Raw genomic sequence first — 22,940 nt, 5'->3', positions numbered from 1 at the left:
TGTTTCGGGTTCGCGTCACATCCGGGTCCTAGTTTCAGCGGGCGGAGCGGAGTGGTGGAGGGAGTGCGAGTGCAGATCGAGGAGTTCGACGAGCTGGGTGCGGAGGCTGCGGCCGAGGTGCTGCGGCCGTGCGTGGCGATCGAGTCGTGGGTCGAGGCACTCGTCGCCGGCCGGCCGTACGGCGACGCCGCGGCGCTGCACGAGGCCGCGGCCAAGCAGGCGAGCACCTGGACCGACGCGGAGGTGGCCGCCGCGCTGGCCGACCACCCGCGGATCGGCGAGCGGCACCGGGGCAGCGGGACCAGTGCCGCGATGGCGCGCGGGGAGCAGGCCGGCATCGATCCCGACGACGCGGACGTGCAGGAGCGACTGGCGATGAGCAACCGGCGCTACGAGGAACGGTTCGACCGGATCTACCTGGTCCGGGCGGCCGGGCGCAGCGCCGAGGAGATGCTCGCCCTCCTGGAGGAGCGGCTCGGCCACGACGACGCCACCGAGCGCGAGGTGACCCGCGGCCAGCTCGCGGAGATCGCCGTCCTCCGACTGGAGGCGCTGGTCGCATGAGCACCCTGAGCACCCACGTCCTCGACGCGGCGCTCGGCCGCCCGGCGTCCGGGCTGAGCCTGGCCCTGACCGGACCCGACGGCGCCACACTGGCGACCGCGGTCACCGACGGCGACGGCCGCGTCCGCTTCGACGCCGAGGTCGGCAGCGGTCCGCACGCCCTCGTCTTCGAGACCGGCCCGTGGTTCGACGACGCCGAGCGCGACACGTTCTTCCCGACCGTCGAGCTCGCCTTCACCGTCGACGAGGAGCAGCCGCACTTCCACGTGGCGCTGCTGCTGAGCCCGTACTCCTACACCACCTACCGAGGGAGCTGACCCGTTGAGCGGACGCATCGTCCTGGGGCCGAACCAGTACGGCAAGGCCGAGTGCCGGCTCGTGAAGGTCACGCGGGTCTCGACAGGCTCGACCGACGAGCAGCGCCACGTGATCGAGGACCTCAACGTCACCACCCAGCTGCGCGGCGACTTCGAGGCCTGCCACACCGCCGGCGACAACAGCCAGGTCGTCGCGACCGACACCCAGAAGAACACCGTCTACGCGTTCGCCAAGGAGTACGGCGTCCACTCCCCCGAGCGGTTCCTGGTGACGCTGGGCGACCACTTCGTCGGGAGCTTCCCGTGGGTGACGGGCGGCGAGTTCTCCGCCGAGCAGTACGCCTGGGAGCGGATCAACGATCACGACCACTCGTTCGTCCGTTCCGGCCGCGAGACTCGCACCTGCACGGTGACCCTGGACGGCGACGAGACCTCGGTCGTGAGCGGGCTGCGCGACTGCACGATCCTGAAGAGCACCGGCTCGGAGTTCCACGGCTTCCCCCGGGACCGCTACACGACCCTGGCCGAGACCACCGACCGGATCCTCGCCACCAGCCTCACGGCGACCTGGCGCTACACCGGGACCGACCACGACTTCGACGCGCTGTACGCGGGCATCCGCGGCGTACTCCTCCAGACCTTCGCCGACCTGCACTCGCTGGCCCTGCAGCAGACCATCTTCGAGATGGGCAAGGCCGTCCTGGAGCGGTACGACGAGGTCGCGGAGGTCAGCCTGTCGTGCCCCAACAAGCACCACTTCCTCGTCGACCTGGAGCCGTTCGGCCTGGACAACCCGGGCGAGGTGTTCGTCGCCGCCGACCGCCCCTACGGCCTGATCCAGGCCACCGTGCTGCGCGAGGACTCCCCGTGAGGATCGACGCCCTCCGGGCGCAGCGGGTGCTCGTCGGCGACGAGTTCGTGCCGGCCACGGTGACCATCCGGCACGAGACGATCGCGGGGGTGGAGCCGTTCGAGCACGACGTGGACGGGCTGGTGCTGCAGGTGCCCGACACGGCGTACGTCGTCCCCGGCGTCGTCGACACCCACGTGCACATCAACGAGCCGGGCCGCACGGAGTGGGAGGGCTTCGTCTCCGCGACCGAGGCGGCGGCGCTCGGCGGCGCCACCACTCTGGTCGACATGCCGCTGAACTCCATCCCGCCCACCACCACGCTGGAGGGGCTACGGGTCAAGCAGCAGGCGGCCCTGGGCGAGCTGATGGTCGACGTGGGCTTCTGGGGCGGCGCGGTGCCCGGCAACCGGGCCGACCTGCTGCCGCTGTGGGAGGCGGGCGTCTTCGGCTTCAAGTGCTTCCTGGCCCCCAGCGGGGTCGAGGAGTTCCCGCCCCTGGACCCCGCCCAGTTCCGCGACGCGCTCGACGAGATCGCCCGCTTCGACGGGCTGATGATCGTGCACGCCGAGGACGCCCGGGTGCTCGAGGACGCCCCCGCGCCGCCGAGCCGGGCGTACGCCGACTTCGTCCGCTCGCGCCCCGACGAGGCCGAGCTGGCCGCGATCAGGCAGGTGATCGAGGGCGCCCGCGAGACCGGCGCACGGGTGCACGTGCTGCACCTGTCCAGCGCCCGGGCGCTCGACCTGATCGCCGACGCCAGGGCCGAGGGGCTGCGGCTGAGCGTCGAGACCTGCCCGCACTACCTCTGCTTCGCCGCCGAGGACATCCCGGACGCCGCGCCGCAGTTCAAGTGCTGCCCGCCGATCCGCGACGCCGGCAACCGCGAGGAGCTCTGGCAGGCGCTGCGCGCCGGTGTCATCGACACGATCGTCAGCGACCACTCCCCCGCGACCGCCGAGGAGAAGTTCCGCGGTGGCGGTGACCTGCAGCAGGCCTGGGGCGGCGTGTCCGGCCTGCAGGTCGGCTTCAGCGCGGTCGCCCAGGAGGCCCGCCGCCGCAACATCGCGCTGAGCAGCGTCAGCCGCTGGATGTCGCACAACACCGCCGACCTGGTCGGGCTGTCGACCAAGGGCCGGATCGAGGTCGGCGCCGACGCCGACCTCGCCGTCTACGACTCGGGTGTGGACTTCCGCATCGAGGCGACCCGGCTCGCCCACCGCAACCCGATCTCGGCGTACGACGGGCTCCGGTACGGCGGCCGCGTCACCCGGACGGTCGTGCGCGGCAACGCGGTCGACGTCGAGCGCCCCGACCACGCGTGGGGCCGACAGCTGAGGAGAGCCGAATGAGCGTCCATCCCCCGCACCGGCTGCTGATGGGCCCCGGCCCGATCACCGCCGATCCCCGCGTGCTGCGGGCGATGTCGGCCCAGCTGGTCGGCCAGTACGACCCCTGGATGACCGCCACGATGACCGAGACGATGGGGCTCTACCGCGAGGTCTTCCGGACCGCCAACGAGCAGACCCTCCTCGTCGACGGCACCTCCCGGGCCGGCATCGAGGCCGCGCTGGTCTCGCTCGTCGAGCCCGGCGACCGGGTGCTGGTGCCGGTGTTCGGCCGGTTCGGCCACCTGCTGGTCGAGATCGCCGAACGCTGCGGGGCCGAGGTGCACACGATCGAGGTGCCGTGGGGCCAGGTGTTCGCGCCCGAGGCGATCGAGGAGGCCGTCGTCGCCACCCGCCCGAAGGTCCTCGCCGTCGTCCAGGGCGACACGTCCACCACCATGTGCCAGCCGCTCGCCGACCTCGGCGAGATCTGCCGGCGCCACGACGTGCTGCTCTACTGCGACGCCACCGCCTCGCTCGGCGGCAACGACTTCGAGACCGACGCCTGGGGGCTGGACGTCGTCACCGCCGGGCTGCAGAAGTGCCTCGGCGGACCTTCCGGCTCCGCGCCGATCACCATCTCCGAGCGGGCGGTCGCGGTCATCGACGGCCGCAAGCACGTCGAGGCCGGGATCGCCGAGCCCGGGGAGACCGGGGCCGGGGTCCGGATCGCCTCCAACTACCTCGACCTCGCGCAGGTCATGGACTACTGGGGCCCGCGCCGGCTCAACCACCACACCGAGGCCACGACCATGCTGTACGGCGCCCGCGAGTGCGCCCGGCTGCTCGTCGAGGAGGGCCTCGACGCCGCCGTCGCCCGGCACGCGCTGCACGGCCGGGCGATGCTGGAGGGCGTCCGCGGGCTGGGGCTGGCCGTCTTCGGCGACGTCGCGCACAAGATGCACAACGTGGTCGCGGTCGAGATCCCCGCGGGCCTCGGCAGCTCGGGCGGGGACGCCGCCCGGTCGGCGCTGCTGGAGGACTTCGGGATCGAGATCGGCACCTCGTTCGGTCCCCTGCACGGGAAGGTCTGGCGGATCGGCACGATGGGCTACAACGCCCGCAAGGACGCCGTGCTGCTGACCCTCGCCGCTCTCGAGCAGGTGCTGCGCGCGGCCGGCGTACCCCTCACCGCCGGAGGCGGCGTCGGCGCCGCCCGGGAGGTGTACTCCTCGTGACCACCGCCGCGATCGTGCTGGAGCGCTGCACGGCGCTGGACCGGTTCACGTCGATGACCACCGGCCTGGAGCGGGTGCACCTCTCTCCGGAGCACGCCGGTGCCAACGCCCTCGCCGCCGAGTGGATGGCGCAGGCGGGCCTGCGCACCTGGACCGACGCCGCCGGCAACATCTGCGGCCGGCGCGAGGGCCGCGAGCCCGGGCTCCCGGCGCTGCTGCTCGGCTCCCACCTCGACACCGTCCCGGACGCCGGGTCGTACGACGGGATGCTCGGCGTCGTGATGGCCGTCGCGGTGGCCGAGCGGCTGCGCGGCACCGAGCTGCCGTTCGCGCTGGAGGTGATCGGCTTCAGCGACGAGGAGGGCACCCGGTTCGGCAAGGCGCTGCTCGGGAGCCAGGCCGTCGCCGGCACCTGGGACGAGGACTGGTGGGTGCTGCGGGACAAGGACGGCGTGTCCCTGCTCCAGGCGTTCCAGGAGTTCGGCCTGGACCCGCGCCGCATCGGCGACGCGGCGCGTCGGCCCGAGGAGCTGGTCGGCTACCTGGAGGCGCACATCGAGCAGGGGCCCTACCTGGAGGCCGCGGACGCGAGCCTGGGCTACGTCACGACCATCGCGGGCGCGCGCCGGTTCCGGCTGTCGGTGATCGGCGAGGCCCGGCACGCCGGCGGCACGCCGTACCACCGCCGCAAGGACGCGCTCGTCGGCGCCGCCGAGGCGATCACCACGATCGAGCGGATGGCCCGCGCGAGCGAGTGCATCGCCACCGTCGGCCGGATCCAGGTCAGGCCGGGCGCGGTGAACGTGATCCCCGGCCGCGCCGACCTCACCCTCGACCTGCGGGCGGCGACCGACGTCGAGCGGGACGCGATGTGGGGGGCGATGCTCGCCGAGCTGCAGCACCTCTGCGATGCCCGCGGGCTGCGGCTCGACGTCGTCGAGACCCACGTCGCGCCCGCCGCTCCCTGCGCGGCGTGGCTGCAGCGGGCCGTGGTCGCCGGCATCGCCGGCACCGGCGACCCCAGCCCGATGGGGCTGTGGAGCCGGGCCGGGCACGACGCGATGGCGATCGCGGCGATCGCCGACGTCGGGATGCTGTTCGTGCGCTGCTACGACGGGATCAGCCATCACCCCGGCGAGGCGGTCCGCGAGATCGACGTGGCCCGCGGGCTGGACGCCTTCGAGGCGACCGTCCTCGAGGTGGCGGCCACGGTGGGAGCGCCGCGATGAGCCTGCGCATCGACGAGCGGATCGCCGAGCACCGGGCCGCGCTCTCCCCGCAGGAACGCAAGGCCGCCGCGACCCTGCTCGAGCACCTCGACGACCTCGCGACGTACCGCGCCGCCGAGCTCGCAAACCTGGCCGGGGTCTCGAAGGCGACCATGAGCCGACTCTTCCGGCACCTCGGGTACGCCGACTTCGACGAGGTCCGCGAGCACCTCCGGGCGCTGCGGACCGCCGGCGAGCCGCGACGCGTCGACGGCACCCCCGACCTGGCCGCGCACGCCGCCCAGGAGGCCGAGGCGATCCTGCGCGCCCTCCACCAGCCGCAGCTGGCGCAGGCCGTCGAGCTGGTGGCGACCGCGCGACGGGTCACCGTGGTGGGCTGGCGCAACAGCCACCCGGTCGCGCTGCACCTGCGTCAGCAGCTCGCGCACGCGCGCGGCGACGTACGCCTGGCGCCGCTGCCGGGGCAGGTCGTCGGCGAGGAGCTGGCCGACCTGGGCGCCGGGGACGTGGTGGTGGTGATCGGCTTCCGGCGCCGCCCGAGCGGGTTCCCCACCTTCCTGGCCGAGGCGGCCGGCACGGGTGCGGCCGTCGTCCTCCTCGGCGACCCCACCGCCATGCCGCACGCCGCCCAGGCCACGGTCTGGCTCGAGTGCCCCGTGCAGGGCGCGCTGGCCTTCGACAGCTACGCCGCCGCGATGAGCCTGGTCGGCGCGCTCGCCGACGGGGTGCTGTCGCGCTCGGGCCGCGCCGCCCAGGAGCGCGTCTCGGGGATCAGCCGCACCTACGAGCGACTGCGGGAGGTGGAGTGATGGACCTCGGCACCGTCCGGTCCTTCCGCCCGGCCCGCTCGCGCGCCGACCTCGAGCTGGCCGGCGGCGAGGTCGTCGTGGCCGGGGGCACCTGGCTCTTCTCCGAGCCGCAGGTCGGCACCACCGGTCTGGTCGACCTGACGACGCTGGGCTGGGAGCCGTTCGAGCTGCTCGCCGACGGCACCCTGCGGATCGCCGCCACCTGCACGGTCGAGCAGCTCCAGGCCGCCCCGTGGGGGCCGCTCGCCGGCCTCGCCCGCCAGGCGGCCGACGGCCTGCTGATGTCGTTCAAGGTGCAGCGGGTCGCGACCGTCGGCGGCAACCTGTGCCTGGCCCTGCCGGCCGGCGCGATGACCTCGCTGACCGCCGGGCTCGGCGCCGAGGCGGTGATCTGGACCCCGGACGGGGGCGAGCGGCGCGAGCCGGTCAGCGCGTTCGTCCGCGGGGTCGGCACCACGTCGTTGGCGCCCGGTGAGGTGCTGCGGGCGATCGAGGTGCCGCCGGCCGCGCTGGCGGAGCGGGCCGCGCTCCGTCGTACCTCCCTGACGCCGCTGGGGCGCTCCGCCGCGATGGTCGTCGGCAGCGGGCGGACCGTCACCGTCACCGCGTCGACCACCCGCCCGGTGGTCCTCGACGCGCACGACCTCGACGCCGGGCTCGCGGCCGTCGACTGCTGGTACGACGACGCGCACGGCGCCGCCGACTGGCGCGCCGCCGTCACCGGTCTGCTGGCCCACGAGGTCGTCGAGGAGCTGCTCGCATGAGGATCGACGACCGTCCCGTCGAGGCCGTGCCCGCGCCAGGCCAGTGCCTGCGCACCTTCCTGCGGGATCAGGGGGCGCTCGCGGTGAAGAAGGGCTGCGACGCCGGCGACTGCGGCGCCTGCACGGTCCTCGTCGACGGGCAGCCGGTGCACTCGTGCATCTACCCGGCGGTGCGTGCCGTCGACGCGTCCGTGACGACCGCCGCCGGGCTCGGCACCCCCGACGACCTCTCCCCCGTGCAGCGTTCCTTCGTCGAGGCGTGCGGCTTCCAGTGCGGCTTCTGCACCGCCGGGTACGTCGTCACCGCCACGGCCCTGGCCGACGACGAGGGTCACGTGCACACCGACGACCCGGGCCGGGTGTTCAAGGGCAACCTGTGCCGGTGCACGGGCTACCGCTCGATCCGGGACGCGCTCGCGGGGGTCTCGACAGGCTCGACCACCGAGAACGGCTCCGCCGCCGTGGGCGACTCCGTCCGCGCGCCGGCCGGGCCGCGGATCGTGACCGGCCGCGAGCCGTTCACCCTCGACCTCCCGAGCACCGGCGTGCTGCACGTGAAGCTGCTGGCCAGCCCGCACTCGCACGCCCGGATCACCGCGATCGACACCACTGCCGCCGAGGCGCTGCCCGGCGTGCACCTGGTGCTGACCCACCGCGACGCCCCCGACGTCCTCTACTCCACCGCCCGCCACGACAGCCGGCTCGACGACCCCGACGACACCCGCCTCCTCGACGACGTGGTGCGGTTCAAGGGCCAGCGGGTCGCCGCGGTCGTGGCCGAGTCGGTCGCCGTCGCCGAGGAGGCGCTGCGCCTCGTCGAGGTCTCGTACGACGTGCTGCCGGCCGTGCTCGACCCGGAGGCGGCGCGCGCTCCCGGCGCCCCGCTCGTGCACGGCGAGAAGTCCACGCTGCGCAGCCGGATCTCCGAGCCGATGCGCAACGTCGCGGCCCAGACCCACGGCGAGATCGGCGACGTGGCCGCTGGGCTGGGCGCGGCGCACGCGCGGGTGTCCGGCACCTGGCGCACCTCGCGGGTCACCCACGCCGCGCTCGAGACGCACGGTGCGCGCGGCTGGGTCGACGACGACGGCCGGCTGGTGATCCGGACCAGCACCCAGGTGCCGTTCCTGGTCCGCGACGAGCTGGCGCACGTCTTCGATCTCGATCCGGCGCGGGTCCGTGTCCAGGCCGCCCGGGTCGGCGGCGGCTTCGGGGGCAAGCAGGAGCTGATCGTCGAGGACGTCGTGGCACTGGCCGTGCTCCGGCTCGAGTCCGTCGGGATCCGGCGTCCGGTGCAGCTGGAGCTGACCCGCGAGGAGCAGTTCACGCTGGTGCCGAGCCGGCACCCGATGCGGGTCGAGGTCGAGCTGGGCGCCGACGCCGACGGGGTGCTGACCGCGATCCGCCTCGACGTGCTCAGCGACACCGGCGCCTACGGCAACCACGCGGCCGGCGTGCTCTTCCACGGGTGCCACGAGTCGGTCGCGCTCTACCGCTGCGCCAACAAGCGGGTCGACGCGGAGGCGGTCTACACGCACACGGTCCCCGCGGGCGCGTTCCGCGGCTACGGGCTGGGGCAGGTGATCTTCGGGATCGAGTCGGCGCTGGACGACCTGGCCCGCGAGCTCGACCTCTCCCCCGCCGAGCTCCGGCGGCGCAACGCCGTCCGCCCTGGCGACGAGTTCGTCGTCAACGGTCCGGCCGACACCGACCTGCTGCTGGCGGAGGCGTCGTACGGCCTGCCCGAGTGCCTCGACCTGGTCGAGTCCGTGCTCGCCGCCGACCGCTCCCCCGCCCCCGGCCCGGACTGGCAGGTCGGCAGCGGGCTCGCGGCCGCGATGATCGCCACCGTCCCGCCCCGCGGTCACCACGCCACGGCCACGGTCACCGCCGAGCTCGACGGGACGGTCACCATCGGCGTCGGGTCCGCGGAGTTCGGCAACGGGTCGGCGACCGTGCACGTGCAGCTGGTCGCCGACGAGCTCGGTCTCCCGGTCGGTCGGGTACGACTGCGCTCCTCCGACACCGACGCGACGCCGTACGACACCGGCGCCTTCGGATCGACCGGCACCGTCGTCGCCGGCAGCGCGGTCGCCGCGGCCGCGCGCGAGCTGCGGTCGCTGCTCGCCGCCCGGGAGGGCGCCCCGCTCACCGAGCCGCTGGTCGCGCACGGCGAGCACCACGGCTCACCGCGCTCGGTCGCGTTCAACGTGCACGGCTTCCGGGTCGCCGTGCACCCGCCCACCGGCGAGGTCCGGATCCTGGCCTCGGTGCACGCTGCGGACGCCGGGGTGGTGCTGAACCCCGAGCAGCTGCGCGGCCAGGTCGAGGGTGGCGTCGGGCAGGCGATCGGCACCGCGCTGCAGGAGGAGATCCGGCTCGTGGACGGTGAGGTCAGCACGCGGACCTTCCGCAACTACCGGGTGCCCCAGCTCGGCGACCTGCCCCCGACGACCGTGCTGTTCGCGGACACCTACGACGAGCTGGGTCCGCGCGGGGCGAAGTCGATGAGCGAGGCGCCGTACAACCCCGTCGCGCCGGCGCTGGCCAACGCCGTCCGAGACGCCACCGGCGTGCGCCCCCACGAGCTGCCGATGACCCGCGACCGGGTCTGGCGGCTGCTGAGCACCGGCGGAAACGCCCGTTCCACGTCCGTCCCGACCGACCAGGAGCCCCGATGACCAGCAGCAGCTCCGCGGAGGCCGCCGACGCCGACTGGCTGGGGCGCGCCGTCGACCTCGCCGTGCAGAACGTCGCCGACGGCGGTGGGCCGTTCGGGGCGGTCGTCGTCCGCGAGGGCGTCCTGGTCGCGACCGGTCGGAACCGGGTCACCAGCGAGCTCGACCCCACCGCCCACGCCGAGGTTAAGGCCATCCGGGCCGCGTGCACGGCGCTCGGCGACTTCTCCCTGGCCGGATGCATCCTCTACACGTCCTGCGAACCGTGCCCGCTCTGCGTCTCCGCGTCGCTGTGGGCCCGCCTGGACCGGGTCGTGTACGCCGCCGACCGGCACGACGCCGCCCGCGCCGGCTTCGACGACCGGGCCTTCTACGAGCTGTTCGAGCGGGACCGCTCGACCTGGGCGATGCCCGTGGCCGGGCAGCGTCACGATGCGGCCTTCGTCCCCTTCGCCGCGTGGCTCGAGCACTCCGCGCGCACCGACTACTGAGTGCCTGAAACGCGCGTTTTAACGCGGGTGAAACGCGCGACGCAGGGACGCGAAATCCGTGCCTCCTAGCGTCCGGGGCGTCCCCGACGAAGTAGCGCCGTGCTCCGGGGCCGGCACACCCCGCACCAAGAGGAGACCCCACATGTCACTGCCCACTCACCGCTCGCGCGGCCTCCGCGCCTCGGCCACCCTGGCCGCGGCCGTCCTCGTCCTCGCGGGCTGCGGCTCCGACGACGAGAGCAGCTCGGGGAGCGACGACGCCTCCGACAGCCACGGCGACCTGACCCTCCAGCTGTCCTGGGTCAAGAACGCCGAGTTCTCCGGCGAGTTCATGGCCGACACCAAGGGCTACTACGAGGAGGAGGGCTTCGCCAAGGTCACGATGGACCCCGGGCCCGGCGCCATCGAGACCCTCGTCGCCACCGGCGACGCCGACTTCGGTCTCTCCAACGCGGTCTCCACCGCGCAGGTGATCGCCGAGGAGGACGCGCCGCTGAAGGTCATCGGCACCAAGTTCCAGAAGAACCCGTTCACCATCCTGTCGCTGAAGGACGGCGGCGACATCGCCACGCCCGAGGACCTGGTCGGCAAGAAGATCGGCGTCCAGGCCGGCGGCAACGAGACCCTCTTCGACGCGCTGCTCGAGGTCAACGGCATCGACCCGGGCGACGTGACGAAGGTCCCGGTCGAGTACGACCCGGCCCCGCTCATCGACGGCGAGGTCGACGGCTTCCTCGCCTACCTCACCAACGAGTCGATCACCGTGCAGAGCGAGGGCATCGACGTCACCAACCTGCCCTTCGCCGACAACGGCCTGCCGTTCGTCGCCGAGAGCGTCATCACCACCGACCAGATGATCGCCGAGGAGCCGGAGAAGGTGAAGGCCTTCCTGGCCGCCGAGATCCGCGGCTGGCAGGACGCCGTCGCCGACCCCGAGGAGGGTGCGCGGCTCGCCGTCGAGGAGTACGGCGCCGAGCTCGACCTCGACATCACCAAGGAGGTCGAGCAGGCCAACGTGCAGGACGGCCTGATCGTCACCCCGGACGTGGAGGCCAACGGCCTGTTCACGATCACCGACGAGCTGATCGAGCAGAACATGGCCACCCTGGAGGCGGCGGGCATCGACGTCAGCGCCGAGGACCTCTTCGACCTCTCGCTGCTCACCGAGCTGCTGGACGAGCGGCCCGAGCTGACCGAGCTCCCCTGATCCCTGTCGGACCCCGGGCCCGGGCGGCGAGCGCCGCCCGGGCCCCCTCGCCTGAGAGGACAGCCGTGCCTGAACAGCTGACCGCCACCGGTGCCGTCGAGACCACGGGCTCGACCGGCACGGGGGTGCGCATCCAGAACCTCACCAAGAACTTCAGCGTCGGGCGTCGTACCGTCGCCGCGCTCGACGACGCCACGCTCTTCACCGACCAGGGCAGCTTCCTGTCGCTCCTGGGCCCGTCGGGCTGCGGCAAGTCGACGATCCTGCGCATCCTCGCCGGCCTGGAGACGCCGACCTCGGGCTCCGCGCTCGTGGACGGCAAGACCCCGCACGAGCTGCGTCGCGACCACGACCTGGGCATCGCGTTCCAGGACTCCGCCCTGCTGCCGTGGCGCTCGGTCATCTCCAACATCCGGCTGCCGTTCGAGGTCTCCGGCGTCAAGCCCGACGACGCCCTGGTCCGCGAGCTGATCCAGCTCGTCGGCCTGGAGGGGTTCGAGAAGGCGAAGCCCGCCCAGCTGTCCGGCGGCATGCGGCAGCGGGTCTCGATCGCCCGCTCGCTCGTCGTCAAGCCGTCGGTGCTCCTGCTCGACGAGCCCTTCGGCGCGCTGGACGACATGACCCGCCAGCGGCTGAACGTCGAGCTGCTGCGCATCTGGACCGAGAAGCCGGCGACGACGCTGATGGTCACCCACGGCATCTCCGAGGCGATCTTCCTCTCCGACCGGGTCGCGGTGATGAGCCCGCGCCCGGGACGGATCAAGGAGGTCATCGAGGTCGACCTGCCGCGGCCCCGGACGCCGGCGATGATGCGGACGCCGGAGTTCCACGCGCTGCACGACCGCGCCTCCGAGCTGCTGTTCGGCGGGACGTCCGACGCCGCACCCGCCGTCGCGGAGGACTGACCCGTGCTCACCCCCGAGCGCCGTCGATCCCTGCTCACCAGCGCCCTCGGGCTCGTCTCGCTCGTCCTGCTGTGGTGGCTGGTCGCGACCGTCTTCGACCTGCGCATCCCCACCCCGCCCGAGGTGGTGTCGCGGGTCGGCGAGTCCGGCTGGGACTTCTACTCGCACCACTTCGGCATGACCCTGCAGGAGGCCGCCGTCGGGTTCGCCTACGGCACGGTCGCCGCGGTCGTGCTGTCCTCGGTCGTGCTGCTGCTGCCGGTCGTCGAGCCGGTGGTCATGCAGATCGCCGTCATCAGCTACTGCGTCCCTCTCGTGGCGATCGCCCCGGTGCTGTTCATCGTCATCGGCAACCCCGACGAGGGGCAGCGCTCCGGCACCGCCACCGCGCTGGCCGCCCTGTCGGTCTTCTTCACCACCGTCGTCGGCACCGTCCTGGGGCTGCGCTCGGCCGACCGCTCCAGCCTCGACGTCGTGCAGGTCTTCGGCGGCGGGCGGCTGCGCCAGCTGCAGAAGGTCCAGCTGATCGCCGCGGCCCCGCAGCTGCTGGCGGCGCTGCAGATCGCCGCACCGGCGGCGTTCCTCGGCGCGATCCTCGGCGAGTACGTCGGCGGCACCCAGCAGGGCGTCGCGGTGACGCTGAAGATCGCCCAGCAGAACATCGACGTCGCCCAGGCCTGGGCCATCGGCATCGGCTGCGCCCTGGTCGCCGGCTTCTTCTACCTCGTCTTCGGGCTCATCGCCCGGGTCGTCACGCCCTGGTCGAAGGGAGCCGTCGCATGAGCACCCTGCTCTCCCCCGCCGCCGGGCCGGAGGCCCCGGCCGGCCCGGGCCGCGCACTGCTGCGCACCGTCGTACGCCAGGTCGCGACCATGCTCCTGGTCCTGGGCGTCGTCGTCCTGCTGTGGATCGCCGGCCTGCGGCTCTTCGACGTCTCCGAGTACGTCGGCAAGGGTCCCTCCGACGTGTGGACCACGCTCTTCGGCGAGGACGACTCCGCCGAGCTGCGCGGCGAGATCGGCACCCTGCTGCTGGAGACCCTCGGCGACGCGGCGGTCGGCTTCGTCAGCGGCATGCTGGCCGCGATCGCGCTGGCCGCACTGGTCGTGCGGTCCAAGGTCATGGAGAGCACCGTGATGCCGGTGGCGCTGGTCCTCCAGACCGTCCCGCTGATCGCCCTGGCGCCGATCCTGATCCTGGTGGTCGGCCGCGGCTACGCGATCGTCGCGATCATGAGCGCCATCGTCGTGCTCTTCCCGGCCCTGGTGAACATCACCGTCGGCCTGCGCTCGGTGACGCCCCAGATGCGCGACCTGGTGCTGGTCTACGGCGGCTCGCCGTCGACGGTGCTGCGCAAGGTCGCCTTCCCCTCCGCCCTGCCCGCCCTGTTCGCCTCGGTGCGCATCGCCGTCCCCGGGGCGATGACGGGTGCGCTGCTGGCCGAGTGGCTGGCCACCGGCCGCGGCATCGGGTACGCCGTGGTCTCGGCCGCCAACCGGTCCCAGAACAACAAGGTCTGGGCCCTGGTCGTCGTCATCACGCTCGTGTCGCTGCTGCTCTACCTGGTGGCGCAGCTGGTCGAGTCCGTGGTGCTGAGTCGGTTCGCCCAGGTGAGCGCGACCGGCGGTCGCTGAGCTGGAACCGGGCGGCGTCTAGTGCGGCATCGCCACGCTGAGCAGCACGTACGCCGGCTCGGCGCCGAGCACCCGCCAACGCTCCCGGACGCCGTCACCGAAGGTCAGGAAGTCGCGCTCGCCCAGCGTGTACGTCGCACCTCCGTCGATCTCGACCTCGAGGCGACCCGACACGACGTACACGCCGGAGCGGCCGGTGGAGACGAACCACTCGGAGAGCCACTCCGCGGGCTCTACGACGTACTCGACGACCTGCAGGGCGGAGGCGTCGGAGAACAGCAGCGCGCGGCCGGTGGCGGAGTCGGGCCGGTCGGCGACCGGCATCCGCGCCCCCTCGCCGGCCCGCACGAGCGTCGCCGCCTCCGCGCGCGGCGCCGGGAGCAGGTCGCCCGGCGCCACGCCGAGCGCGTCCGCGAGCCGGTAGGTGGTCACCATCGAGGGGGCGCTGGCGCCGCGCTCGACCTGGCTGAGGAAGGGCTGGCTGACGCCGGCCGCCTGGGCCAGGGCCCGCATCGAGAGCTCGCGGGCCTCGCGCAGCTCGCGCACCCGGGCGCCGATGAGCTGGGCCACCTCGGGCTCCATCGAAGGTTCGTCCGCCATTTCACGCTCCTGTAACGCACACAGCATTCAAGATCGGTAGATTGATCGTTGTGACTTATCGTAGATCCCGGTCGGAGGCGAGCCTCCCATGAGCGCGTTCGCGTCGTACTCCACCCCGGTGCCGACCGACCCCGCGGTGGACGCCCTGGTCGCCGCGCTGCCCAAGGTCAGCCTGCACTGCCACCTGATCGGCAGCGTCGCCGCCGGCACCGTCGCCGAGCTCGCCGCGAAGCACGGTGTCCCCCTCGGGCGCTCAGCCGAGGAGCTCTACGACCACCACAGCTACGAGGACCTCGGCGAGTTCCTCCGCGTCCTCGACGTGGTCGGCTCCGTGATCCGCGACGTCGACGACTTCCACCGGGTCACGTACGAGTCCCTGACCGCCGGCGGCGCGGCGCACGGCGTCCTCTACCGCGAGATCCAGCTCAGCCCTCCCGGCCACCCCGATGTGCCGTACCCGCGGATCCTCGAGGGCGTGCTCGCCGGCATCGCCGACGCCCGCGCCGACACCGGCGTCGAGGCACGGGTCGTGGTCGGGATCAACCGCGAGCGCAGCGGCGCCGACGCCGTCGAGCTCGTCGAGCAGGTCGTCGCCCACCGGGTCGACGAGGTGCTCGGGATCGGCCTCGACTACGCCGAGGTCAACGGCCCGCCGGGGCGCTTCGTCGAGGCGTTCCGGCTCGCCGGCCGCGCCGGGCTGCGTCGTACGGCGCACTCCGAGTCCGGCCCGCCGCGTCACATCGAGGTGCTGCTCGACGACCTCGGCTGCGACCGGGTCGACCACGGCTACCACGTCGTCGACGACCCCGCGATCACCGCCCGCTGCGTCGAGGAGCGGGTGCCGTTCAACTGCACGCCCGTCAGCTCCGACATCGGCCGCTACTCCGGCAGCGGCGACGGGACCCACCACCGGATCCGGGAGATGGTCGACGCCGGGCTCGTCGTGACCATCGACTCCGACGACCCGCCGATGTTCGGCACCGACCCCACCCACGACTACCGGGTGCTCGCCCACGCTCTCGGCTACGGCCGGGACCAGCTGGCCGCCATCACCCGCAACGGCGTCGAGGCCAGCTGGCTCGACGACACCGACAAGGCCGCCCTGCTCGCCCGGGTCGACGCGCTCGTGGCCGCGATCCCCGACCCCACCGATGCCCCGACCGAGCCCGAGGAGGCCGTCCGATGAGCTTCACCGTCCCCACCGTCGACCTGACGCCGTACGTCAGCGGCGGCACCGACGAGGAGCGCGCCGCCGCCGCGGCCGCCTTCGACGACGCCGCCCGCACCGTGGGGTTCGTGCAGATCCTCGGGCACGGCATCCCCACCGACGTCACCGACGCCTTCGCCGCCGCGCTCGACGAGTTCTTCGGCCTGCCGCTGGAGGTCAAGAAGGGCTACCGCACGCCCCCGGAGGTCAACCGCGGCTACGCCCCGCCGAAGACCGAGTCGCTCAGCCTCAGCCTGGGCCTGGCGCCCTCCAACCGCATGCACGACTTCTTCGAGGCGTTCAACATCGGGGCGGCCCGCTCGGACTACCCGGAGCTGGACCTGCCGCTGCCCGACTACGCGGAGAACGTCTGGCCGAGCGAGGCGCCGGGCTTCCCGGCCGCGGTCGCGGCGTACTACCACCACGCGGCGCGGGTCGCCCGGGCGATGACGACCATGTTCGCCGAGGCCCTCGACCTGCCCGCCGGCTTCTTCGAGGCCTTCACCGACCACAGCCTCGACGTGCTCCGGATGAACAACTACGCCCTTCCCCCGGGTGAGGTCACCCTCGACGGCGACCTCACCGGCATGGGCGAGCACACCGACTACGGCATCGTCACCGTGCTCTGGGCCGACCAGGTCGCCGGCCTGCAGGTCCTCGGCCGCGACGGCGCCTGGCACGACGTGATGCCCGCCGACGGCGCCCTGCTCATCAACCTCGGCGACCTGATGGCGCGCTGGACCAACGACCGGTGGATGTCCACCCTGCACCGGGTCAAGCCCCCGGTCGTCGACGGCGCCATCCAGCGCCGCCGGAGCGCGGCGTTCTTCCACGACGGCGACGTCGACGCCGTCATCGAGACGATGGCCACCTGCGTCGGCGCCGGCTCGTCGTACCCGCCGATCACGGTGGGCGAGCACATCGCCGCCAAGCTCGCCGGCTCGCGGGCGGGTGTCGCCAACACCGGGGCCGGCTCCGAGCAGCAGCGGGTGCTGGCGGCCGGCGGCGCCTGAGCACCGCTCACGCCGTGGCGAGCCCCTGGGCCGCCGCCGCGAGGTCCTCGACCCCGCGGGCGAGCACCTCGGGCCGGTCGGTGGTGAGGTCGAGGTGGAAGCCGTAGAGCGCGGAGTCGACCAACGTCACGATCCGCGCGACCCGGCGGCGCGGGGCCCCGCAGCGCACCAGGTGCTCCTGCAGGGCGAGCGCCCAGCGCTCGTTGACGGCACGCGCGCTGGACAGGTACGGCTCGCGGCCGATCAGCCCGGTCGCCGCGGCCTGGCAGTAGACGTCGAGGCAGGCCCGCAGCGGCGCCAGCTGGTACGCCGCCCAGAGCGCGACCACGCCCCGTCGTACGTCGCGGGCGGCGGGCAGCGCGTCGACCTCGGCGATGGCCCGCTCGGTGCTCCGGTCGACCACCGCGGAGACAAGCGCGTCCCGGCTCCCGAAGTGGTAGATCAGCATCCGGTCGCTGGTGCCCACCGCCGCGGCCACCGGCCGCAGGGTGAGCCCGATCAGGCCGTGCTCGAGCACGTGGTCGGTGACCCGGTCGAGCAGCTCCTCGCGACGCTCCATGGCCAGAGCGTAGCGAGTGCTACATTTGTAGCGACTGCTACAAGAAGGAAGAAGCCGTGCTCGCCGCCGTCCTGCTCGCCCTCGCGATCATCCTGGAGGTCGCCGCCAGCGCCCTGCTCCCCCGCGCCCAGGGCTTCACCCACCCGGGCTGGACCGCCGTGGTGCTGGTCGGGTACGGCGCCGCCATCTGGCTGCTGACCGTCGTGGTCAAGCACATGCCGGTCTCGGTGGCCTACGCGATCTGGGCCGGAGCCGGCACCGCCCTGGTGGCGATGGTCGGCTGGGCCTTCCTCGGCGAGCCGCTCGGCTGGCTCAAGGCCGCCTCGATCGCGCTGATCGTCGCCGGTGTCATCGGCCTGAACGTCACCGGCGCGCACTGACCCAACGGATCGACCGGCTCAGACCGCCCGCGCCGCCGCGCGGCCCGCCGTACGACCGGAGAACAGGCAGCCGCCGAGGAACGTGCCCTCGAGCGCGTTGTAGCCCATCATCCCGCCGCCGCCGAACCCGTTGACCTCGCCGGCGGCGTACAGACCGGGGAACGGTGTGCCGTCGGCGCGCAGGCACCGCCCGTCCAGGTCGGTCTCCAGGCCGCCGAGGGTCTTGCGGGAGAGGATGTTGAGCCGTACGGCGATCAGCGGCCCGGCCTTCGGGTCCAGGATCTTGTGCGGCGTCGCGACCCGGATCAGCTTGTCGCCGAGGTAGTTGCGCGCCCCGCGCATCGCGGTGACCTGGGCGTCCTTGGTGTAGGCGTTGTCGATCTCCCGGTCCCGCGCCTCGACCAGCGCGCGCAGGGCGGGCTCGGACAGCTCCGGCGCCCCGGGGTCCGCGACCGCGTTCATCCCCCGCACCAGCTCCGTGAGCGTGTCGGCGACGACGAAGTCCTCGCCGTGCTGCTTGAACGCCTCCACCGGGCCCGGTGCGCCCTTCTTCACCCGGGACAGCAGCAGCTTGAGGTCCTTGCCGGTCAGGTCGGGGTTCTGCTCGGAGCCCGAGAGGGCGAACTCCTTCTCGATGATCTTCTGGGTCAGCACGAACCACGAGTAGTCGTGGCCCGTGGTCCGCAGGTGCCGCAACGTGCCGAGGGTGTCGAAGCCCGGGAAGTACGGCGCGGGCAGCCGCTTCCCCGTCGCGTCGAGCCAGAGCGACGAGGGTCCGGGCAGGATCCGGATGCCGTGGTTCGCCCAGATCGGGTCCCAGTTCCGGATCCCCTCGACGTAGTGCCACATCCGGTCGGGGTTGATCACGTTGGCCCCGGCGTCCTGGGTGATGCCGAGCATCCGCCCGTCGACGTGGGCGGGAACGCCCGCCACCATCGTCTTCGGCGGCGTGCCGAGCCGGGACGGCCAGGCCTTGCGGACCAGGTCGTGGTTGCCGCCGATCCCACCGCTCGTGACGATCACCGCGCCGCCGCGGACCTCGAAGTCGGCGACCTCGACCCGCGAGCTCGCCCGACCACGCTCGACCGCGTCCGGCTCCAGCACCCGCCCCCGGACCCCGACGCAGGTGCCGTTCTCGACGATCACCTCGTCGACGCGCCGGCGGAACGCGAAGGTGATCCGCCCGGTGGCGACGTGCTCGCGCACCCGCCGCTCGAACGGCGCCAAGACGCCCGGACCGGTGCCCCACGTGATGTGGAAGCGCGGCACGGAGTTCCCGTGGCCCTCCGCGCGGCCGTCGCCACGCTCGGCCCAGCCGACGACCGGGAAGAACCGGTGTCCCATCTGGTGCAGCCACGCGCGCTTCTCACCGGCGGCGAAGTCGACGTACGCCTCGGCCCACGCACGCGGCCAGCGGTCCTCCTCGCGGTCGAACTGGGCGCTGCCCAGCCAGTCCTGCCAGGCCAGCTCGTGGGAGTCCTTGACCCGCATCCGGCGCTGCTCCGGGGAGTCCACCAGGAAGAGACCGCCCAGTGACCAGAAGGCCTGACCGCCCAGCGACTGCTCGCCCTCCTGGTCGACCAGCACCACCGACCGCCCCGCGTCCGCCGCCTCGGCCGCCGCCACCAGACCGGCCAGTCCTGCACCGACGACCACGACATCGCACTGCACCACAGCATCCACGGCGCGATCCTCGCACGCTCCGCAACCCGCGGGGGTCAGTCCGGCGCCGGGTCCTCGTCGACGTGCCGTAGGGGCAGGACGAACGCGAAGGTGCTTCCGGCACCGGGCGTCGCGCTGACCCAGATCGAGCCGCCCATCAGGGTCACCAGCTGCTTGCAGATCGCCAGGCCGAGCCCGGTGCCGCCGTACCGCCGGCTGACGGTCTGGTCGCCCTGGGTGAACGCCTCGAAGAGCCGGCCCTGCTGTTCCTCGGTCAAGCCGATGCCGGTGTCCTCGATCCGGAACATCACCTTGGTCACCGTCGGCGTCCGCTCGGCGACCTCGACCCTCAGGTGGATGGTCCCCTCGTGGGTGAACTTCACGGCGTTGCTGAGCAGGTTCGTGAGCACCTGCGCGATCCGCTCGGGGTCGCCGGAGAGCGGACGGGTCAGCGCGGGGTCGATGTCGGCCTCGAGCAGCAGGCCCCGCTCCTCGGCCGCGGGCCGGGTCAGGGCGACGATGTCGAGGACGACGGCCCGCAGGTCGAGGGCGACGTCGTAAAGCGTCGCCTTGCCGGCCTCGATCGCGGAGAAGTCCAGGATCTCGTTGACCAGCCGCAGCAGCCGCTGGCCGGAGCGGTGCATGGTGTCGGCCAGCGCGACCTGCTCGACGTCCAGGTCGCTGTCGACCAGCAGCTCGGCCGCGGCGATGACCGCGGTGAGCGGGGTCCGGATCTCGTGGCTGACGTTGGCGAGGAACATCGACTTCGCCTCGCTGGCCTCCTCGGCGCGCAGCCGGGTCGCGTGCAGCTCGCGCTGCATCCGGTTGCGCTCGGTGACGATCTCGGCGATCCCGTAGACCCCGAGCAGCTGGTCGTCGACCACGATCGGGAGGCCGGTCACGCGGAGCTCGACGTCGGCGCCGCCGCGGGTGCGGATCACGGTCTCGAGCTGCTGGGCCTCGCGGCCCAGGATCCGTTCGAAGGCCTCGGCCACCGGACCGAGATGCTCGACCTCGAGGATGTCGGTGAAGCTCATCTCCCGCAGCTGGTCCTCGGTGTAGCCGCTGACCTGCTCCGCGGCCGGGTTGGCTGCGGTGAAGCGGCCCTCGAGGTCGAGGGAGAACACGGCGCTGGGGTGGTACTCGAACAAGGACCGGTAGCGCTCACTGGTCTCGGCGAGGGTCCGCTCGGCTCGGGAGAGCTCCCGGGACTGGCGTGCGGCCCGCAGCTGGCGCGACCAGAGGTACGCCGCCGTGAGGTGCGCCGTGGCGGAGGCACTCACCGCCGCGACGACGCCGAACCGGCGCCCGAGAATGCCGACCATGCCGGTCAGTGTGTCAGCCGCACGCGGGGGCGCGGCTCAGCGCCAGAGATCGCGATGCAGCTGCAGCTCGGTGTGCAGCGCGGGTGGCACCGGGAGACCTCGCTCGACGAGTGCGCCGGTGAAGTCCTCCAGGGCGGCGAGCAGCTCGCGGTGCGCCCGGGCCAGCTCGTCGCGGTGTCCGCGGCCGGTGCGTCGGTCGGCCACCCGCTGCCGGGCCTCATGGAGGCGGCGGTTCAGGTGCGCGAGCGACTCCGGCGTGCCGGTTCGCGACTCTTCGTCGGACGAAGCACCCATCTGCCCCACCTTCCGCTCCTGCCCTCGGCAGCCCGGTCGGGCCACGTCCACCGGAGTGGTGGGCGTCACGTTACCGTCCCGGCGGCAGTTCCGGGCGACCAATCGAGCTCAGGCGGCGCGCCGACGCCGCAGCGGCAGCAGGTGGGTCTTGCCCTCGCGCTGCGCGACCATCAGCGTGGCCTCGCGGTCGTACGACGCCGCCAGCTCGGCGACGTACTCGTCGTGGCCCGAGTCGATGGCCTGGTTGATCGCGCTGACGTAGGAGCCGTGCAGGACGTCGAGGTCCTGCACGAGGGTCCTGGGAGTGGTGGTGTTCATGCTGGTAGAGCGCGCCCGCCGGACGGTTCGTTCCCGTTCTTCCAGCGATGTGACCAAGCGCCCATGGTTGTCGAACCGGCCGGGTCCGGCCAGGATCCTCGAGTGAGGATCACCGGCGCCGTCCTGGACGAGATCGGGCTCCCGCGGCCGTACGCCGCGTCGCGCCCGCTGAAGCTGCGCGAGATCGAGCTCGCCGAGCCCGGGCCCGGGGAGCTGCTCGTCCGCATCGAGGTCGCGGGGCTGTGCCACTCCGACCTCTCGGTGGTCAACGGCGACCGGGTCCGGCCGGTCCCGATGCTGCTCGGCCACGAGGCCGCCGGGCTGGTCGAGGCGGTCGGACCCGGCGGGTCCGACGTCGCGGTCGGCCAGCGGGTGGTGATGACCTTCCTCCCCCGGTGCGGCGACTGCGCGGGGTGTCGCACCGACGGCGTACGCCCCTGCGTCCCCGGCTCCCTCGCCAACGGCGAGGGAGCCCTGCTCGGCGGCGGCACCCGGCTGCGCGGGGAGGCCGGGCCGGTCCTGCACCACCTGGGCGTCTCGGCGTTCGCCACCCACGCGGTCGTGGACCGGCGCTCGGTGGTGCCGGTCGATCCCGACGTGCCGCCGGACGTCGCGGCGCTGCTGGGCTGCGCGGTGCTCACCGGCGGCGGCGCGCTGCTCAACGCCGCGCCTCCGGCCGCCGGTCAGCGGGTCACGGTCGTCGGCCTCGGCGGGGTCGGGATGGCGGCGCTGCTGACGGCACTCGCCCTGGAGGTCGAGGTGGTCGCGGTGGACACCGTCGCGGAGAAGCTCGCCATCGCCTCCCGGCTCGGCGCCGTCCGCACCACCCACCCCGACGAGGCCTCCGGCCCGGGACGGGCGGACCTGCTGGGCGACGTGGTGGTGGAGGCGGCGGGCAGCGCGCGGGCCTTCGAGACCGCCGTCGCGCTCACCGCCCCGGGCGGTAGGACGGTGACGGTCGGCCTGCCCCATCCCGATGCGCGCGCGAGCGTCTCCCCGCTCGGCCTGGTCGCCGAGGGCCGCACGATCGTCGGCAGCTACCTCGGCAGCGCGGTCCCGAGCCGCGACATCCCGCGCTTCGCCGCACTGTGGCGCGCGGGCCGGCTGCCGGTCGAGGAGCTGGTCTCCTCGACCATCGCCCTCGCCGAGATCAACACCGCGCTCGACGTACTGTCCGACGGCGCCGCGCTGCGGCAGCTGGTGCTCTTCCCCTGACGGACGCCGCTCGCGCTGCCGAGTTCGGCGGCCGACCCCGGCCGACCTGGCTAGGGTCGGTCGGGTGAAGGGGATCGTGGGGCAGCTGGCGTTGGTCGTGAGCCAGTGCCCGGCCACCCCGCCGGGGTCGGTGCCGGCAAGGTCCACGGGTGTCTCCGCAGCGAGTGCGCGCGGCGGATCGGTGCTGCTGTGGAGCACGTCGCACCGGCGCATGGGCTGCGTCGTGTCGTACGCCCGCGCCAGCAAATGGTCGCGAGGCTGATGTGCCCTCGTCCATGAGGATGAGACGGCCCGCCGACGCCGTTGACGGCTCGCAGCTGGTGGGTGTGGCGGCCTCGCCGCTGAGAACGACG

The 22,940-nt window shown here is 73.2% G+C and carries 24 protein-coding genes; 18 read left to right on the top strand and 6 right to left on the bottom strand.

The genetic code is table 11. The annotated features are described in order from the left end of the window. Positions 1–63 precede the first annotated feature (63 nt). The 14 genes from uraD to MUB56_RS10710 all read left to right on the top strand — a co-directional run bounded on the left by uraD (position 64) and on the right by MUB56_RS10710 (position 14,014). Complete coding sequence (gene uraD, locus MUB56_RS10775) at positions 64–564, top strand: 2-oxo-4-hydroxy-4-carboxy-5-ureidoimidazoline decarboxylase (RefSeq protein ID WP_244931897.1); 501 nt, start codon at positions 64–66, stop codon at positions 562–564. Beyond that, entirely contained in the window at positions 561–881 is a 321-nt protein-coding gene (gene uraH / locus MUB56_RS10770; protein WP_244931896.1) for a hydroxyisourate hydrolase, read from the top strand. The genes uraD and uraH overlap by 4 nt, the downstream gene beginning before the upstream one ends. A gap of 4 nt (positions 882–885) precedes the next feature. Beyond that, positions 886–1,752 (top strand): factor-independent urate hydroxylase, encoded by an 867-nt coding sequence (gene pucL / locus MUB56_RS10765; RefSeq protein WP_244931895.1) that lies wholly within the window; start codon positions 886–888, stop codon positions 1,750–1,752. Further along, positions 1,749–3,083, top strand: a complete 1,335-nt coding sequence (allB, locus tag MUB56_RS10760) for an allantoinase AllB (protein WP_244931894.1) — start codon at positions 1,749–1,751, stop codon at positions 3,081–3,083. Before pucL ends, allB begins: the two co-directional genes overlap by 4 nt. After that, the gene (locus tag MUB56_RS10755) at positions 3,080–4,297 is read left to right on the top strand and encodes an alanine--glyoxylate aminotransferase family protein (protein WP_244931893.1); all 1,218 of its coding nucleotides are present in this window, start codon (positions 3,080–3,082) and stop codon (positions 4,295–4,297) included. The genes allB and MUB56_RS10755 overlap by 4 nt, the downstream gene beginning before the upstream one ends. Beyond that, positions 4,294–5,526, top strand: coding sequence for an allantoate amidohydrolase (locus tag MUB56_RS10750; RefSeq protein ID WP_244931892.1), 1,233 nt, complete (start codon positions 4,294–4,296; stop codon positions 5,524–5,526). Before MUB56_RS10755 ends, MUB56_RS10750 begins: the two co-directional genes overlap by 4 nt. Next, positions 5,523–6,335, top strand: a complete 813-nt coding sequence (locus tag MUB56_RS10745; protein ID WP_244931891.1) for a MurR/RpiR family transcriptional regulator — start codon at positions 5,523–5,525, stop codon at positions 6,333–6,335. Before MUB56_RS10750 ends, MUB56_RS10745 begins: the two co-directional genes overlap by 4 nt. Continuing rightward, the gene (locus MUB56_RS10740) at positions 6,335–7,099 is read left to right on the top strand and encodes an FAD binding domain-containing protein (protein ID WP_244931890.1); all 765 of its coding nucleotides are present in this window, start codon (positions 6,335–6,337) and stop codon (positions 7,097–7,099) included. The genes MUB56_RS10745 and MUB56_RS10740 overlap by 1 nt, the downstream gene beginning before the upstream one ends. After that, complete coding sequence (locus tag MUB56_RS10735) at positions 7,096–9,780, top strand: molybdopterin cofactor-binding domain-containing protein (RefSeq protein WP_244931889.1); 2,685 nt, start codon at positions 7,096–7,098, stop codon at positions 9,778–9,780. Before MUB56_RS10740 ends, MUB56_RS10735 begins: the two co-directional genes overlap by 4 nt. After that, positions 9,777–10,268 (top strand): nucleoside deaminase, encoded by a 492-nt coding sequence (locus tag MUB56_RS10730; protein ID WP_280637395.1) that lies wholly within the window; start codon positions 9,777–9,779, stop codon positions 10,266–10,268. The genes MUB56_RS10735 and MUB56_RS10730 overlap by 4 nt, the downstream gene beginning before the upstream one ends. 142 nt (positions 10,269–10,410) lie before the next feature. Continuing rightward, a complete protein-coding gene (locus tag MUB56_RS10725; RefSeq protein ID WP_244931888.1) occupies positions 10,411–11,475 on the top strand; it encodes an ABC transporter substrate-binding protein in 1,065 nt (354 codons plus the stop codon). A 65-nt stretch (positions 11,476–11,540) separates the two neighbouring features. After that, on the top strand, positions 11,541–12,380 hold the full coding sequence (locus tag MUB56_RS10720) for an ABC transporter ATP-binding protein (RefSeq protein WP_244931887.1): 840 nt from the start codon (positions 11,541–11,543) through the stop codon (positions 12,378–12,380). A gap of 3 nt (positions 12,381–12,383) precedes the next feature. Continuing rightward, a complete protein-coding gene (locus MUB56_RS10715; RefSeq protein WP_244931886.1) occupies positions 12,384–13,163 on the top strand; it encodes an ABC transporter permease subunit in 780 nt (259 codons plus the stop codon). Beyond that, positions 13,160–14,014: an ABC transporter permease subunit gene (locus tag MUB56_RS10710; protein ID WP_244931885.1), complete on the top strand. Its 855-nt coding sequence runs from the start codon at positions 13,160–13,162 to the stop codon at positions 14,012–14,014. The genes MUB56_RS10715 and MUB56_RS10710 overlap by 4 nt, the downstream gene beginning before the upstream one ends. Positions 14,015–14,032: 18 nt before the next feature. Here MUB56_RS10710 and MUB56_RS10705 read toward each other — a convergent pair whose 3' ends face one another. Continuing rightward, positions 14,033–14,614: an XRE family transcriptional regulator gene (locus MUB56_RS10705; protein ID WP_244931884.1), complete on the bottom strand. Its 582-nt coding sequence runs from the start codon at positions 14,612–14,614 to the stop codon at positions 14,033–14,035. A gap of 88 nt (positions 14,615–14,702) precedes the next feature. On the opposite strand from MUB56_RS10705, the gene add reads away from it, so the two are divergent. Both add and MUB56_RS10695 read left to right on the top strand, forming a co-directional pair. After that, complete coding sequence (gene add / locus MUB56_RS10700; RefSeq protein WP_244931883.1) at positions 14,703–15,800, top strand: adenosine deaminase; 1,098 nt, start codon at positions 14,703–14,705, stop codon at positions 15,798–15,800. Next, entirely contained in the window at positions 15,797–16,834 is a 1,038-nt protein-coding gene (locus tag MUB56_RS10695) for a 2-oxoglutarate and iron-dependent oxygenase domain-containing protein (RefSeq protein WP_244931882.1), read from the top strand. Before add ends, MUB56_RS10695 begins: the two co-directional genes overlap by 4 nt. A 7-nt stretch (positions 16,835–16,841) precedes the next feature. Here MUB56_RS10695 and MUB56_RS10690 read toward each other — a convergent pair whose 3' ends face one another. Next, a complete protein-coding gene (locus tag MUB56_RS10690; protein WP_244931881.1) occupies positions 16,842–17,393 on the bottom strand; it encodes a TetR/AcrR family transcriptional regulator in 552 nt (183 codons plus the stop codon). Positions 17,394–17,449: 56 nt separating this feature from the next. Here MUB56_RS10690 and MUB56_RS10685 point away from each other — a divergent pair, with 56 nt between their 5' ends. Next, entirely contained in the window at positions 17,450–17,773 is a 324-nt protein-coding gene (locus tag MUB56_RS10685; RefSeq protein ID WP_244931880.1) for a multidrug efflux SMR transporter, read from the top strand. Between the two features lie 18 nt (positions 17,774–17,791). Here the strand turns inward: MUB56_RS10685 and MUB56_RS10680 are convergent, their stop codons facing one another. The 4 genes from MUB56_RS10680 to MUB56_RS10665 form a co-directional block, all read right to left on the bottom strand. Next, the gene (locus MUB56_RS10680) at positions 17,792–19,456 is read right to left on the bottom strand and encodes an FAD-binding dehydrogenase (protein WP_244931879.1); all 1,665 of its coding nucleotides are present in this window, start codon (positions 19,454–19,456) and stop codon (positions 17,792–17,794) included. A gap of 35 nt (positions 19,457–19,491) precedes the next feature. Next, the gene (locus MUB56_RS10675; protein WP_244931878.1) at positions 19,492–20,760 is read right to left on the bottom strand and encodes an ATP-binding protein; all 1,269 of its coding nucleotides are present in this window, start codon (positions 20,758–20,760) and stop codon (positions 19,492–19,494) included. A gap of 36 nt (positions 20,761–20,796) precedes the next feature. Then, complete coding sequence (locus MUB56_RS10670; RefSeq protein WP_244931877.1) at positions 20,797–21,054, bottom strand: hypothetical protein; 258 nt, start codon at positions 21,052–21,054, stop codon at positions 20,797–20,799. Between the two features lie 108 nt (positions 21,055–21,162). Beyond that, positions 21,163–21,372, bottom strand: coding sequence for a hypothetical protein (locus MUB56_RS10665; protein WP_244931876.1), 210 nt, complete (start codon positions 21,370–21,372; stop codon positions 21,163–21,165). 102 nt (positions 21,373–21,474) lie between these two features. Here MUB56_RS10665 and MUB56_RS10660 point away from each other — a divergent pair, with 102 nt between their 5' ends. Beyond that, the gene (locus MUB56_RS10660; protein WP_244931875.1) at positions 21,475–22,587 is read left to right on the top strand and encodes an alcohol dehydrogenase catalytic domain-containing protein; all 1,113 of its coding nucleotides are present in this window, start codon (positions 21,475–21,477) and stop codon (positions 22,585–22,587) included. The last annotated feature ends 353 nt before the right edge of the window (positions 22,588–22,940 follow it).

The organism is Nocardioides sp. W7 (assembly GCF_022919075.1).
Lineage (GTDB): Bacteria > Actinomycetota > Actinomycetes > Propionibacteriales > Nocardioidaceae > Nocardioides.
The sequence above is the reverse complement of the archived record's forward strand: the minus strand, read 5'-3'. Positions and strand labels throughout refer to the sequence as shown.